At 34.1% G+C, this 14,756-nt stretch carries 11 protein-coding genes; 8 read left to right on the top strand and 3 right to left on the bottom strand.

Annotation, left to right across the window (positions count from 1 at the left end):
* Positions 1–361: 361 nt before the first annotated feature.
* Positions 362–1,804 (top strand): helix-turn-helix domain-containing protein, encoded by a 1,443-nt coding sequence (locus RV04_RS07200; protein ID WP_071857802.1) that lies wholly within the window; start codon positions 362–364, stop codon positions 1,802–1,804.
* 337 nt (positions 1,805–2,141) lie between these two features.
* Here the strand turns inward: RV04_RS07200 and RV04_RS07195 are convergent, their stop codons facing one another.
* Positions 2,142–2,492, bottom strand: a complete 351-nt coding sequence (locus RV04_RS07195; protein WP_071857801.1) for a hypothetical protein — start codon at positions 2,490–2,492, stop codon at positions 2,142–2,144.
* An 83-nt stretch (positions 2,493–2,575) separates the two neighbouring features.
* Complete coding sequence (locus RV04_RS07190; RefSeq protein WP_071857800.1) at positions 2,576–3,601, bottom strand: helix-turn-helix domain-containing protein; 1,026 nt, start codon at positions 3,599–3,601, stop codon at positions 2,576–2,578.
* A 272-nt stretch (positions 3,602–3,873) separates the two neighbouring features.
* Between RV04_RS07190 and RV04_RS07185 the strand changes: the two genes are divergently transcribed.
* The 4 genes from RV04_RS07185 to RV04_RS07175 all read left to right on the top strand — a co-directional run bounded on the left by RV04_RS07185 (position 3,874) and on the right by RV04_RS07175 (position 9,372).
* Positions 3,874–5,166: a nucleotide sugar dehydrogenase gene (locus RV04_RS07185; RefSeq protein ID WP_071857799.1), complete on the top strand. Its 1,293-nt coding sequence runs from the start codon at positions 3,874–3,876 to the stop codon at positions 5,164–5,166.
* Between the two features lie 28 nt (positions 5,167–5,194).
* A complete protein-coding gene (locus RV04_RS13225; RefSeq protein ID WP_169818194.1) occupies positions 5,195–5,359 on the top strand; it encodes a hypothetical protein in 165 nt (54 codons plus the stop codon).
* Positions 5,346–6,581 (top strand): glycosyltransferase family 2 protein, encoded by a 1,236-nt coding sequence (locus RV04_RS07180; protein WP_071857798.1) that lies wholly within the window; start codon positions 5,346–5,348, stop codon positions 6,579–6,581. Before RV04_RS13225 ends, RV04_RS07180 begins: the two co-directional genes overlap by 14 nt.
* Positions 6,582–6,819: 238 nt before the next feature.
* On the top strand, positions 6,820–9,372 hold the full coding sequence (locus tag RV04_RS07175; protein WP_071857797.1) for an HAD-IC family P-type ATPase: 2,553 nt from the start codon (positions 6,820–6,822) through the stop codon (positions 9,370–9,372).
* 8 nt (positions 9,373–9,380) lie between these two features.
* On the opposite strand, the gene mafR is transcribed toward RV04_RS07175, so the two are convergent.
* Positions 9,381–10,829, bottom strand: a complete 1,449-nt coding sequence (mafR, locus tag RV04_RS07170; RefSeq protein WP_071857796.1) for a global transcriptional activator MafR — start codon at positions 10,827–10,829, stop codon at positions 9,381–9,383.
* 142 nt (positions 10,830–10,971) lie between these two features.
* On the opposite strand from mafR, the gene RV04_RS07165 reads away from it, so the two are divergent.
* From RV04_RS07165 to RV04_RS07155, 3 genes are all read left to right on the top strand, one after another.
* Positions 10,972–11,898, top strand: a complete 927-nt coding sequence (locus RV04_RS07165) for an aldo/keto reductase (protein ID WP_071857795.1) — start codon at positions 10,972–10,974, stop codon at positions 11,896–11,898.
* A 588-nt stretch (positions 11,899–12,486) separates the two neighbouring features.
* Positions 12,487–13,680, top strand: coding sequence for a glycine C-acetyltransferase (locus RV04_RS07160; RefSeq protein WP_071857794.1), 1,194 nt, complete (start codon positions 12,487–12,489; stop codon positions 13,678–13,680).
* A gap of 39 nt (positions 13,681–13,719) precedes the next feature.
* Positions 13,720–14,721 (top strand): NAD-dependent epimerase/dehydratase family protein, encoded by a 1,002-nt coding sequence (locus tag RV04_RS07155; protein ID WP_071857793.1) that lies wholly within the window; start codon positions 13,720–13,722, stop codon positions 14,719–14,721.
* Positions 14,722–14,756 lie beyond the last annotated feature (35 nt).

The raw sequence follows: 14,756 nt of genomic DNA, 5'->3' as shown, positions 1-14,756 counted from the left end.
TTTTTCACAAACTCTCCTGTTGCTTTAGTTATAATCGGAACATATAAAAGAATCAATAACTAAGTTTTTCATTGATGTTTAGGCATTTAAAAACAAAACATATTTATTAATAATTTCTTAAGGCGATGAAAGAAAATTATATTTCACAATATTCAATTTTATGTCAAGACATATCGTTGAAGGCTTTTTGCAAAAAAAATATCCAAAATCCCTAATAAAAAGTAAGTTTAAAAAATTCAAAAAAAAATAAAAAAATGATACTATTTGATGTATAAAGTTATGAAAAAATTAAAACTAATTTAGGTTTTGCTCAAAAACTTCAATTTTATTTAATGAAATTTGATCAACTAGGAGGGATCGAATGGAGTTGGAAGATGTATTATTGGATTCTCAATCAAGAACTAAGTTGAAGATTTTATCGTATTTAATGGATCGCCCAGATATTAAAATTCATTATTCTGATATACAAAAGAACATTAAAATTTCACGTACAAAATTCAATGTTCTTATTGCTGAAATGAATACAGAAATCGCTGAATTATTTAATGTAGAGCTATTACAAAGTACCAATACATTGGTAGTAACAGCTGAACATATTTATTTTAATGAATACGTGCGGTACTTAATCAATAGAGGCTTGCCTTATCAATTTGTCTTATCGTCATTGCTTCATAAAAATGAACATATTGAAGAATTTTTAACAGAGCATTTTATCAGTCGTTCGACTGCGTTGCGAGCGTTAAATGATTTTAAAGATTATGTGGAACAGATGGACTTAAAAATTAATTTTTCAAAAATTTGTTTGACAGGTAGTGAGGTAAAAATACGCTATCTTTATATGAAAGTTCTATGGGTTGGTTCATTAGGAAAAGATATCGAATATTCCAATTTGAAGCTAACTCAAGAAAGATGGATGTCTAAGCAATTGCGATGTTATGATTTGTCAAACATTTCAGAAGAGTTAGTAGTGGTTCATTTAGCGATTTCTAAAATTCGAACACTCCAAGGTTATTTAGTGTTGCCAGTGAAAGGTTGTGAAAATCTATACCCCGAATTTACATATATTTTGAATGACTATCATCGAAAATTTACAGATGATGAAGATCAAGTTGTTTATTTAGCTAATCTTTTCAAGTTTCAATTTATTTTTGCATTTTATTATTCTTCTGATGAGGACCCTAGATTGCTTAGAGTAAAATTATTTTTCGAAGAACTTAAAAAGATCGATCCTGTATTTGTAAAATTAGTTCAAAAGTTCATTATTTATGTGGAAGAACAAATATTACAAAATAAAATAAAATTGTTGCCTAAAGATAGAGTAAATATATTTGGGATATTGGATATTCATTATTTAATAAATGGTAATATGCAAATGTTTTTAGGCCTCACTTTGAATGAGACCAGTGAATATAAACGCTATAAACAGAAAGAATTTAAAACTATCAAAAAACAAATTCAACTCTTTTTTAAACCGTATTTAAGACGAGAATCATTCCAATGGATAAAATACTCTAGTCTAGGATTAATAGATAGTTTAACGCTACTAGTTTATCCTTACTATCAAGCAGAAGTAGAAAAAAAACTACAAGTTATGATTACTCCAGTTATTAATTATTTAGCTATCCAACGTATTATATTATTTTTAGATCGATTGGACTTTATTGAGTATTCTACTAGCAATAGAGATTTTAATGATTCTGATGTTATCTTAAGTACGTATAACGAAAATATCTCTGCAACGAAGAAGCCAACGTATATTTTTCAAATAAATAACCAAGAGCAAGATTTGGTTAATCTTTTTTAATTTTTATGGAATCGATTTGAGAAAAAAAATAATTTATAAAATATTTTTTTTGATTTAATCTAGAAGTATCTATTGATAAAGAGTATGTAATATAAAATATATCGTCATTAAAATAAAGAAATTGAAAAAGTATTGTAGGTGGCTACTCAAGTCATAAAATCTGTTAAGGACCAGCGATTAATACAATTAGGACTGGCAATTCTTGTCTTTATTCTGATTCTTTTATTTATTCGATTCTTTCGAAAGCTTTTATGGAGTAAGACGGCAAAATCAAAATAATATCATAATAAGCAAGCTCACTAGTGGATGTAAGAAACATCGCTATTGAGCTTGCTTATTAGCTTTTTCCTGATTTTATATGTTTTTTCAGTAGTTGTTCCAGAGCACCAAAGTCTTTCTCACTCAATTGTGCACGGATTACTAATGATTTTTGTGAGGGAGTTAAATATTGATTGGGAAAAGGCAAAGTTGAAACGATAATTTCTGCTTGTTTAAAATTATCAATGAAATGTAAGGAGTAGAAATTTTTAAAGTGTAAAGCAATTGCTTGTTTTAGATAGTTTTTATAGGCCGAATCTACATCAGATGTCAGATGGATCTTAATTTCTGGCAAATAGTCTTTCAAAGGAAAGATAGCTAAACAGATAGTTAAACAAAGATAGCGCATATAAGAATGTTGTTCATCCATACGCAAACTATTCTTTAAGTCATTCCAAAAATACGCATATTTCTCCCAATAAGTAGGATAATTTTGTTTAAGAAAATCAAAACTTAATACATGATTTGTAATCGCACGTAAACTTTTTTTGCTTGTGGATTGATAAATAAATTTAATAATTGATAGCGGGCAATTTCGCGCTGGATTTTTGTCTTTTCATAAGAGGAGATAGAAGAAAACTGTTTTTCAGCAGCTCTTTCAAAGTCCTCATAGCATAAATCCCCTGCAGAGAGAAAGGGTTCGACAGCTTCGATTTGAAAAACTAATTCATATTCATAAACGTTAGAGACATAAATCACACCAACTAATGTCCGCCATTCAAGGTTGCTCCAAGCTGTTAAAAAATCGGGACATTCAGGAATTTGACAGCTTTCTAAGAATTGTAATTTTTCAGCTGAAAAATTCAAGGTCTTCTTTTTAGCGATCCCAATAGAAAAAAATTGAATCCATAAAGCCAATGAACGACTTTTTATTGGATCAAATGCACAGCCAAGATAGTCCAAAATCCGTTTAGCATTAAAGAGGTGTTGCTCACCTTCTGGAAACCAAAAGGTATTATCTAATTCACGATGCATGCTCCAAAAAAAGAAATAAGAGAAGGAACGAATAAGCAATTCATCAGATTTAAATTGGATCCTTTCTGAACAGGTAATGTAGACTTGGAAATCTGCAATTTCTTTATTGATTGCTTTGATTTTTCTCTGTAAAGTAGAACGACTAATATTATACGTTTGACAAATTTTTTCGCTAGAAATCGATCGTTTCTGTATCAAAACCATCAAAATATCATAGGCGATATCTTTGGAAAAAATTTCTTTATACAGACTTTGTAGATTTGTAGAATAACGTTTCAATTCAAATAATCCACGTTTGGAATTATCAATTTCAAGCTGATAATGATTATGTATATAGTTTTTTTTGATAACAGCTGTAATTTCTTTGCAGACTGAAAGAATAGTAACAGGATTGCTGTAACCTAATTTATTTTGGATATCCTCAACGGAGAGGCCATAATCAACTTGATCTAGTATCTCAATAATATCTTTACTTAGTAACGTTCGATTATCTAATCCAAACAAGTAATCTCCTCCTTTTAATAAAGTGGTAACTACAACGACGGATCTTTTTATACCTTTGTTGTGAAAATATACGATTAGTACAATCAGTTGTGAATAATAGCATTTTTGTTATTTATAAATAGGTAATATATGTGAAATATAGCAAATTATTTGTTCGAAAAAAAACATTATGAAGGAAAATAAGGATAATTCCATTGTATAGTAAAACTGTTGCAATAGCTTAATTTTTTAAAAAGATATTGATTAATTTTAATTTAAAAAAGGAGATTTAAATGGAACAAGTAAAAGAGAAAACTATTTTTCTTGAAAGACTAGAAAAAATAAAAAAGAAAAGCGCAAAAGTTGCGGTAGTAGGTTTAGGGTATGTAGGGTTACCGCATGCGATCCATTATGGACAATTAGGATTTCCAGTAACAGGAATCGATATATCTGATTGGAAAATTCGTCTCCTTGAAGAAGGAAAAAGTTATATTGATGATATTGAAGATCATGCGGTAAATCATTTTATTCAGAATAATGAAGTGACGACATCTTTTGATGATATTACGAAATGTGATGTTATCGTGATTGATGTTCCTACTCCTTTAGATCAAAACAATCAGCCGTATATGGTTCATTTAGAAACGGCACTGGAAGAAATACTTAGTCGTGTACAAGAAGGACAATTGCTAGTTCTAGAAAGTACGACGTATCCAACGACAACCCAAAAATATATTATTGATCCTCTAGAAAAACAAGGTTGGACCATCGGAGAATCTATTTTTGTTGTATACTCGCCAGAACGAATCGATCCAGGCAACCAACAATACTCGATCCATAACACCCCAAAATTGGTGGGCGGGTATACAGACCAGTGCCAACAATTGGGGACCACTTTTTATGGAGAACAAGCAGTCTCTGTCTCTAGTCCGGAAGTAGCTGAATTATCAAAGTTATATGAAAATACATTTCGTTTTGTAAATATTGCGTTAGCGAATGAATTGCATTTGATTTGTAGTGAATTGTATCTAGATACGAAAGAAGTCTTGTCTGCGGCAGAAACAAAACCCTTTGGATTTATGCGATTTGATCCAGCTGTTAAAATAGGAGGCCATTGTATTGGTGTAGACCCATATTATTTACAATGGTACATGAAACAACATCGTTTGGAGACAACGATGATCAATGCGGCTAGTCAATTGGATCAACAAATGATCCCGCATACTGTTTCTAAAATCTATTCACTTATGAATGAACAAAGAATCCCAATCTTTGATGCCTCCGTGGCCATTGTCGGAGTAACGTATAAAAAAAATATTTCTGATACACGTCTTTCGGCAGCGCCAGAATTAGCCGATGCATTAGAAAATCAAGGGATTACAGTAACATTGATGGATCCTTTAACAGCTATGTGTGGTCAAAGAACTGTTCTAGATGTTGACTATTCAAAGTTAAATGACTATGACTTGGTTATTTTGTTAACAGATCATGATTGTCTTGATTATCAACAGCTAAGTGAATATTCTACGATTTTATTTGATACAAAGAGAGAAAAATTTTTTGATCGAAGTATTGAGTGCTGCTAGGAAAAGCCAGAAGGAGAGGTTTATTTTCATGATCTTTTATGCAATATCTTTGACAACAATGATTATTAGTTTAGTTTTACTAATTGGCTGTGTCATTTATCGCTATACAACACGCAAAAAGAAATATGACCCAAAAAGCTATCAAGAGCAATTAGAGCAAACCGATGGGAGTACAGTAAATGAAGGATCGTAAAATACTGAATGTCTTGATTAGTCTAATAATGATGGCTATCGTGCTAATGACACTCTATTATCTAGTGTATGAAGAAAATTATCCGCGATTTTTGATTCTTCCATGGGGGATTTATGGACTTGTTTTATTAGTATGTTTTTTTAGTTATACTTTCCGTTGGTTACCAAAACAAACGAAAATAGATACATTAAAAGAAGCAAGAGTGATCGCAATTATTCCTGCCTATAATGAAGATCCAGAACTATTAAAAAATACGATTCGCTCGATTCAGGAACAAACTTTTAAAGTACAAGAAATTCATGTAGTGGATGATGGATCTGTTCCTGAGGTGAAGCCATACGAAGCAAAAGACGTTGTGTGGCATAGACAAGAAAACAAAGGAAAACGTCATGCACAAGGATGCGCAATCAACCATATAGAGGAACAAACGGTTGATTTTATCCTAACGGTAGATTCTGATTCTGTATTGGCAAAAAATGCTGTAGAAAAATTGATTATGGCTTTTGAAGCAGATAAAGAAGTTATGGGCGCTACCGGTTTTGTAGTGACGAGAAATTATAATACTAATTGGATCACACGTATTTCTGATATAAATATTGGAGTTTCTTGTTTTGTTACTAGAGCTTCTCGTTCCATTACGGGTTCTTTAGAAACAACTTCAGGAGCACTTTCAATGTATCGGAAAGAGATCTTATTTGATAATTTGCCTCATTATTTGAATTCAGGGACTTATAGCGATGATCGACAATTATGTATGTATAGCGAAATTGCCGGTAAAGCGATCGGTGTCCAAGAAGCGTTAGTTTTTTCGGACATGCCCACGACCTTTAAAGGATTATGGAATCAAAGAAAACGCTGGGGAAAGGGTGGCTGGAAATATTTTCCTTTCCAAGTAACTAATTTATCAGTAGTAGATTTATTCTTTCCGTTTCTAGGAATGGTCCAATGGACAACGGTCCCCGCCTTTTACTTGATTGTGGCAGTTGCTCTTAGCCAAGGACACTACAATTTTATTTATTTTTACATTGTTTTAAAATTAAGTACGCGATACTTAGAAGCTGCTATTTATCTCTTAGGCAGTCCACACATGAAAAGTGGGGAAAAATTTTTATCGTGGTTGTTTATTACACCCTTTGATTTTTTTCTGACTACTTTTGTTTTAGTTTTCGCAAAATTTTCAGCACTATTTGCTTTAAGGGAAGATCACTGGTTAACAAGGTAAGCATTTTTATTAACGTCCCTTATTACGTCAGTTTTATTGACAAACTTTAAAGATAAGCGCGATCTTTATTTTATTAGGATGTTACATTTATAAGAGAAGATAATGCGTTATTTTGGCTTGCTATTATTAGCAGGCTTTTTTATTTGGCAACAATTTCAGCTATCGCTGAAATTATCGACCCTCGATAAAAAGCAATTGTTGTTATTCTTAATACAGCAAATGAAATGGGGGAATACATATGAAGTGGTATACTTTTTCGATAGATAAAATCAGACAGCAATTTACGGTGGCTGAGTCAGGTTTGACTCAGAACGAACGTCAAATCCGTTTGGAACAAAATGGGCCAAATAAACTAGCACAAAAAGCACAAGTAAAATTATGGAAGAAAATTGCTAAGCATTTTACGGACTTATTGATGCTTGTGTTGATCGGTGCTGCTCTTTTAAAATTTTTAACAGGAGAAGTGATTGAAGGAAGTATCATTTTCTTAGTCGTAATCGTGAATGGTTTTGTTGGCTACTGGCAAGAAAGAAAAGCAGAAGAATCTTTAGACGGTTTGAAACAAATGATGGGACAAGAAGCAACGGTATTGATCGAAGGCCAGCCAGTGAATGTTACTTCAGAAGAATTGGTGCAAGGCGATATTGTGCTATTAAAAGCAGGCGATGTCGTACCCGCGGATCTACGTCTGATTGAAAGTCACGATGTAACAGTGGAGGAGGCAATACTGACAGGTGAATCGGAGCCTGTTGAAAAAAATATTGCCACGATTGCAGGTGAAGCCTTAGCAGGAGATCAGTTGAATATGGCCTTTTCTGGTACCTTGGTTCAAACGGGAACGGCGCGCGGAATAGTTGTAGAAACCGGTGATACGACAGAAATCGGTCAAATCAATCAAGCATTACAATCTGTTCAAGCTCAAACAACACCGTTAGTAAAAAAAATGCACCAGCTAAACAAACAGATTTTTCGTGGAATCCTCGCATTGATCGTGTTTTTATTGTTCTTTACTAGTTTTAGGTATGGAATGGATTGGGGATTGCTATTTTCTGCGAGTATTGCATTGATTGTTTCGATGATTCCAGAAGGATTGCCCGCGGTTATGACGATGATCCTTTCAATGGGTGTCAAAGAAATGGCAGAAGAAAATGCCATTATCAAAGGTATGCCAACAGTTGAAACCTTAGGATCAATGACGGTGATCTGTTCAGATAAAACAGGGACATTAACAAAAAATGAAATGACTGTTACGGATGTCCTAACAAAAAATACCGTTACCATAAAAGAAATCATGAACAATTGCCAAGAGTTGAAAACAAAGGATGATCAGACAATTGAAGAAATTCAAGGAAATCCAACTGAACGAGCATTGCTGAAGTATATTTCTGAAGAAAAAATGAAATTGAAACCTATTTTAGCAAAAATCCCATTCAATTCTTCCTATAAATACATGGCAACACTTCATGATAAAGCGAATCAATATATTATTTTTGTTAAAGGTGCACCAGAAGTTTTGCTAGAAAAAGCACAGTTAACAGACGAAGAAAAACGCGAGTGGCAAGAAAAAGGATTATCGCTTGCACGTAAGGGCCAGCGTGTTTTAGGGTTTGCTTATAAAGAAGTTTCTTCTACTGAGTTGACTCACGAAAACTTAACCGAACTGACTTTTGTTGGGATGGCAGGAATCATCGATCCACCAAAGGAAAGTGCGATCAAAGCAGTTGGACAAGCCCAACAAGCAGGAATCTCGGTAAAAATGATCACGGGCGACCATAAAGCAACAGCGCAAGCAATCAGTGAACAAATTGGTTTGAAGCATGTTTCTAAAGTGCTAGAAGGAATCGATATTGATTTACTATCGGATGAAGAATTATCCGAGGTAGTCGATAAAGTGGATGTTTATGCTCGGACAACGCCAGAGCATAAATTGCGAATTGTAACGGCGCTACAGAAAAAAGAAGAAATCGTAGGGATGACTGGCGATGGCGTAAATGATGCGCCAGCATTAAAACAAGCCGATGTCGGTATCGCTATGGGGATCAAAGGTAGTGAAGTAAGCAAGCAAGCTGCGGACATGGTATTAGCAGATGATAATTTTTATACGATCGTCAATGCAGTCAAAGAAGGCCGTCGGATCTTTGATAATCTTCAAAAAACGATCAATTTCTTTTTACCGACCGCACTAGCTCAAGGACTGATCGTTATCGTAGCGTTATTGATGAATCGTCCCTTGCCGTTGACACCGATTCAAATTCTTTGGGTCAACATGGTAACAACGATTACTTTGTCTTACGCACTAGGGTTTGAAAAAGTCAGTGAAGATGCCATGAAGCGGCCACCAAGAGATACTAAAGCTGGAATTTTATCAGGATATAATTTCTTCCGGATCGTTTATGTATCCTTATTGATCATGGTTCCGGCCTACTTACTGGCAATGCGTTTTGATGGTAGTGCCTTACAACAAACGATTCTTTTACAAAGTATCGTCTTAGGTCAAGCTGTCTATATGATCAATTGTCGTGAGCTAGTCGATCCAGCAATCAATCGGCGATTTTTTGAAAATAAATTGTTGTTTATTTCGTTAGGAATCTTGCTAGTCTTACAAGTAACGGTGATTTTCCTTCCGTTTGCACAACAATTGATCGGTACAACCGCTTTGAGTTTAAGTCAACAACTGGTGATTACAGGGAATGCGTTACTATTGTTCTTAGTTGTAGAAATCGAAAAGAAAATCAGCAAAACAATTATTCAAAGAAAAACAAAATCAGTTAGTCAATATATGAACGACTAACTGATAGGTTATAGATACGTATTAGAAGTGAGCTCAGTCAATTGGCTGAGTTCATTTTTTGTTGGTAGGGTAGACAAATAGATCACAGGAAGCGGAGGTGCATCCAAAGGAATATTAGAAATAATAAATGAGCCTGGTTCGATAGTTAGCATTTTTAACTGTGAAAGCTCAATTGAAATCAGTTGAATACGAGTTCCCAATAAATCGGAAAGTTCTTGTTGCAAATAGTTTTTCCAAGCAGGCTCGCTTTGAAAAATGAAATAGCCGGTTTTTCTATGAGGTCGAATTGAAACGATAGCTTGCTGAGTCAATAATGAAAAGAGATTGATAAAATAAGTCGTATCTTCACTACTAGAAAACTGTGGTAATTGTTCAAATAATGTTAATCCTATTTGATACAAAAAACGATGCTCGTCTTTATGTTGATTGATCAACTCATGATATTCTAGCTGGAATTGTTTCGAAAGCGCCGGTGACTCGGCATATTTTAATAAGAGTAACAATACGTTTTCCGTCAAAGAAGTGGTTACTAATTGCGGCAAATGAAATTCTTCAGCAATTTCTTGAACGGTTTTTGTGGCGGAGGTTAAGAGCTGAGAATAATCAGTCGCTAAGACAGCGATTATTTGTTCACCAAATTGATTGTTGTAATTCCAACTTTCTAAAAAGCAGAAAAAGGCAAAGAAGAGTTCCTCAGTGTGTAAATAAATCCCTTCTTTTTCATATAATTTTTTTAGCGGCGATCGATACATTAAAAATAAAGTATCATTTTTTGCGAAAGAAAAGTGATCGATCCGACAGCCGGCTTTGTTTCGGATGGTATTAATGAAGAACCAGCAAATACCAAAAATCTGTTCAGCTTGAATTCTTAGTTCGTTGGGCAATTCTTTTTCTAAAAAATACAAGTAATGCTCTTCATGAATCGAATAATCTTCAAAAAAATAATTATTATGAGTGAATGGCAATAACAGTCGATGATAAAAAATCCGAATTGCGCTTTCATCTCCAATCAAGCGAGCATTTTTAGCAGTCAGTAAAATTTTTATATTATAAGAACGTAATTGTTGATTGATTTTTGTTCGCTGACGTTTAAGCGTTTCGTAGGAAATACCGTTCTCCGTTAAAAACTGGGTGACATTCAATTCCTTTTTTAAAAAAAGTTGTTTGATTAATTGTAAACTAACAGAATGGGGTAGGAAAGCTTCCCAGATATCATTCGTCAGTGCCTTTTTATGAGCAATCAAACGGATACCGTTGCTATCAGTTTCCAATTCCCATTGTTTTGGCAGGTAGCTGCGGATCAGTTGAAGATCAGAAAAAATTGTTCGTTCAGTCGTTGCAATTTTCTGAGCTAATTCCTTAGCAGTCAGCTTTTGATGGTTCAATAATTGTTCTAAAAGAATGATTTGTCGATAGATATCTTTTTCGGTAATAACTTTTTTGAGTAATGAATACATAAGCAACCCCCTCCTAGTTAAGCATACGGAGAAAATATCCGTCGGTCAAGCTACAGAGATTTAAAACGTTTCATTTATTTTAACGACAAAATAGTCTATACTTCTATAAGTAGTAAGCGTTTTATCAGAAAGGGTGAATGAAATGTTACAACGAAAAATTGGCGGTAGCCATTGGGAAACTTCAGCAGTAGCTTTAGGGATTATGAGAATGGCAGCCTTAACGCCAACAAAAGCTGCCGAAGTGTTAGATACAGCAATTGAAAGTAAAATCAATTTTATTGATTCGGCTGATATGTACGGTGATGGGAAATCAGAAGAAATTTTTGGTGCTGCATTGAAAGAAGCAAATATTGCGCGTGATCAATTTTATATCCAATCAAAAGGTGGAATTGTCACGGGTGATGAAAAACGGTACGATTTTTCTAAACAACATTTATTAGATTCCGTTGATGGGATCTTAGAACGAATGGGTATCGACTATTTAGATAGCTATTTATTGCATCGACCAGATCCATTGATGGAACCAGAAGAAATTGCCGAGGCATTTGATCTTTTACAAGCCAGTGGAAAAGTTCGTCACTTTGGGGTGTCGAATTTCAATCCAGAGCAATTTCAATTATTACAAGCTCAGGTAGATCAAAAATTATTGATCAATCAATTACAATTTTCGATCATGCATACTGGAATGATCGATTATGGGATGCATACAAACATGACTGACACACGCTCGTTTGATCATGATGGCGGTGTGTTAGAATTTTCTCGTCGTAAAAAAGTGACGATCCAAGCCTGGTCACCGTTCCAATATGGTTTCTTTGAAGGGGTATTTGTCGATAATGATAAATTCCCTGAGTTAAATGAATTACTAGCTAAATTGGCTAAAAAATATGATACCAATAAAAATGCTATTGCAACGGCTTGGATTTTACGTCATCCAGCCAACATGCAAGTTATTTTAGGAACGATGAACCCAACACGTATTAAAGAAAGTGCGGCAAGTTCAGATGTTGTTCTAACGAAACAAGAATGGTACGACGTTTATTTTGCTGCTGGAAATGATTTGCCTTAATAAAAGACTAATAAAAAAGCAAAGTTAGGGTTAGCTAACTTTGCTTTTTTAGTCATCTTACTAATAAATGCTACTATTTATTCAGTCTAGCGATAATGAAATGAAGTTGATTAAAAAAATAGATGAAATCATCGATAAATAAAATGAATTTTCAATTAGAAAATGTAAGATTTAAGGAATAAATATTTTGAGCAAAAAAAAGCAATGAAAAATTCTTTTGTGATTAAACTAATTAATAGTTAATTAGAAATACCTTTGTTTTGAAAGCGTTTTTATTAATTTGATTAAGATTAAGCAAAAATAATAAAATTATTGTGAAAAACAAAACTTTGGTAAAAATCATCAATTATCAATATTTTTACTTTTAGTTTTAACTAAATGACCATTAAAAAGTATTATTGAATAAAATTAATTAGAAAACAACTGAATTTTATTATAATTCAAAGAATTGTTTTCAAAGTAAGTTGTAACCGCTAACAAAAATTTATACACTAGGTATGTAAAGTACGAAAGCGCAAACAAAGATGCTTATATAGGTTAGAAATAAGACAAGTCACTGCGCAATAATGACTACGGAGGAGAATAACTATGAGTTCAAAAGTTCTTGATCAATTTTTAGAAACGAATTTAGCGGATCTAAAAGAAAAAGGTTTGTTCAACACTATCGATGTTTTAGAAGGAAGTAATGGCTCAATCATTACTGTGAATGATCAAAAGATGATCAACTTGGCTTCTAATAATTATTTAGGATTTGCGACACGCCCTGAATTAATCGAAGCAGATGTTGAAGCAACACAGCATTACGGAGCAGGTGCAGGTGCTGTAAGAACAATCAATGGAACTTTAGATATTCATGAAAAATTAGAAGCTAAAATTGCTGAATTTAAAGGAACGGAAGCAGCGATTGCTTTCCAATCTGGTTTTAACTGTAATATGGGTGCCATTTCAGCAGTAATGAAAAAAGGTGATGCCATTCTTTCTGATGAATTAAATCATGCATCGATTATTGATGGCTGTCGTCTATCAGGTGCTAAAATTATTCGTGTCAATCACCAAGATATGGAAGACTTAGAAGCCAAAGCCAAAGCCGCAACTGAAAGTGGTGAATACAACAAAGTAATGTACATCACAGATGGTGTCTTTTCAATGGATGGTGACGTAGCGAAAATCCCTGAAATCGTTGAAATTTGTGAAAAATACAATGTTATTACTTATGTAGATGATGCTCATGGAACGGGTGTTATGGGACATGGTCATGGAACAGTCAAACATTTTGAAATGCAAGATCATATCGATTTCCAAATGGGAACGTTATCCAAAGGTATCGGTGTTGTTGGTGGATATGTTGCGGGAACAAAACAATTGATTACGTGGTTAAAATCTCAAGCACGTCCGTTCTTGTTCTCAACGTCATTAACACCAGGAGCAGCAGGTGCTTGTATCAAAGCTATTGACCTAATCGAAGAACATCCAGAGTATGTTGAAACACTTTGGGAAAATGCCGATTACTTTAAATCAGAATTAAAACGTATTGGCTACGATATCGGACATTCAGAAACACCAATCACACCAGTAATTGTAGGTGACGAAAAATTAGCACAAGAATTTTCTAAGAAATTATTGGAAAATGGTGTGTATGCCAAACCAATCGTTTATCCAACTGTACCACTAGGAACTGGCCGTGTACGCAATATGCCGAATGCTGGTCATACAAAAGAGATGTTGGATGATGCAATTAAAGTCTATGAACAAGTGGGCAAAGAATTAGGAATCATCAAATAGATCACTAAATGAAAGCTAAATAGAGAGGAAGATAAACAGATGAAAAAAGTTATGATTACAGGTGCTTTAGGACAAATTGGTTCAGAACTAACAGAGAGATTACGTAGAGACTTAGGTGTCGATAATGTTATTTCAACAGATATTCGGACAGTTGAAGGTAGTCCAGTTGTTGAAGATGGACAATTTGAAGAACTAGATGTAACGAATTATGATAACTTTTTAGACATGGCTAAGCGCTATGAAGTAGATACAATTATCCATTTAGCAGCACTACTGTCAGCAACGGCTGAAAAACGTCCAGCCTTTGCATGGAACTTGAATATGACTGGATTAATGAATGCATTAGAAGTTGCGCGTGAAATTGGACCAGAAACTAAATTCTTTGCGCCATCTTCAATCGCTGCTTATGGACCAGATGCTGAGCCAGACAACACGCCTCAAGATACAGTGATGCATCCAACAACGATGTATGGCGTGACTAAAGTTGCAGGTGAATTATTAGAAAACTACTATCATACAAAATATGGTGTTGATACTCGTTCGGTTCGTTTTCCAGGATTGATTTCATATAAAGTAGCGCCTGGTGGCGGAACGACAGACTACGCTGTTGATATTTATTATGAAGCATTGAAAAACAAGTCTTATACATCATTTATCGATAAAGGTACTTATATGGACATGATGTACATGGATGACGCAATCGAAGGAATCGTAAAATTAATGAATGCAGATGCAGATCGTTTAGAACATCGCAATTCATTCAATATTACAGCTATGGCCTTTGATCCAGAACAAATCGCGGCATCGATTCGTCGTCGTATCCCTGACTTTGAAATGAATTATGATGTTGATCCAGTTCGTCAAGGGATCGCTAATTCTTGGCCAAACTCAATTGATGACAGTGATGCTCGTAAAGAATGGGATTTCAGTCCTAATTTTGACTTAGATAAGATGACGGACGAAATGCTAGAAAAATTATCTGCTAAATTCAAAGCAGAAGGTATTGATACAAAAGTTTCTTTTAATAAAGTCAATTCATAAAAGTACAGCGGTTTCTTAATAAAACATGAGGGTAA

The organism is Enterococcus hermanniensis, from assembly GCF_001885945.1.
Taxonomy (GTDB): Bacteria; Bacillota; Bacilli; order Lactobacillales; family Enterococcaceae; genus Enterococcus_A; species Enterococcus_A hermanniensis.
Note: the sequence above shows the minus strand (reverse complement) of the source record. Positions and strands in the feature narration are given on the sequence as shown.

Coding starts and splice junctions, on each gene's coding strand:
- RV04_RS07200 (WP_071857802.1), top strand. CDS start 362: ATGGAGTTGGAAGATGTATTATTGGATTCTCAATCAAGAACTAAGTTG.
- RV04_RS07195 (WP_071857801.1), bottom strand. CDS start 2,492: ATGGATGAACAACATTCTTATATGCGCTATCTTTGTTTAACTATCTGT.
- RV04_RS07185 (WP_071857799.1), top strand. CDS start 3,874: ATGGAACAAGTAAAAGAGAAAACTATTTTTCTTGAAAGACTAGAAAAA.
- RV04_RS13225 (WP_169818194.1), top strand. CDS start 5,195: ATGATCTTTTATGCAATATCTTTGACAACAATGATTATTAGTTTAGTT.
- RV04_RS07180 (WP_071857798.1), top strand. CDS start 5,346: ATGAAGGATCGTAAAATACTGAATGTCTTGATTAGTCTAATAATGATG.
- RV04_RS07175 (WP_071857797.1), top strand. CDS start 6,820: ATGAAGTGGTATACTTTTTCGATAGATAAAATCAGACAGCAATTTACG.
- mafR (WP_071857796.1), bottom strand. CDS start 10,829: ATGTATTCATTACTCAAAAAAGTTATTACCGAAAAAGATATCTATCGA.
- RV04_RS07165 (WP_071857795.1), top strand. CDS start 10,972: ATGTTACAACGAAAAATTGGCGGTAGCCATTGGGAAACTTCAGCAGTA.
- RV04_RS07160 (WP_071857794.1), top strand. CDS start 12,487: ATGAGTTCAAAAGTTCTTGATCAATTTTTAGAAACGAATTTAGCGGAT.
- RV04_RS07155 (WP_071857793.1), top strand. CDS start 13,720: ATGAAAAAAGTTATGATTACAGGTGCTTTAGGACAAATTGGTTCAGAA.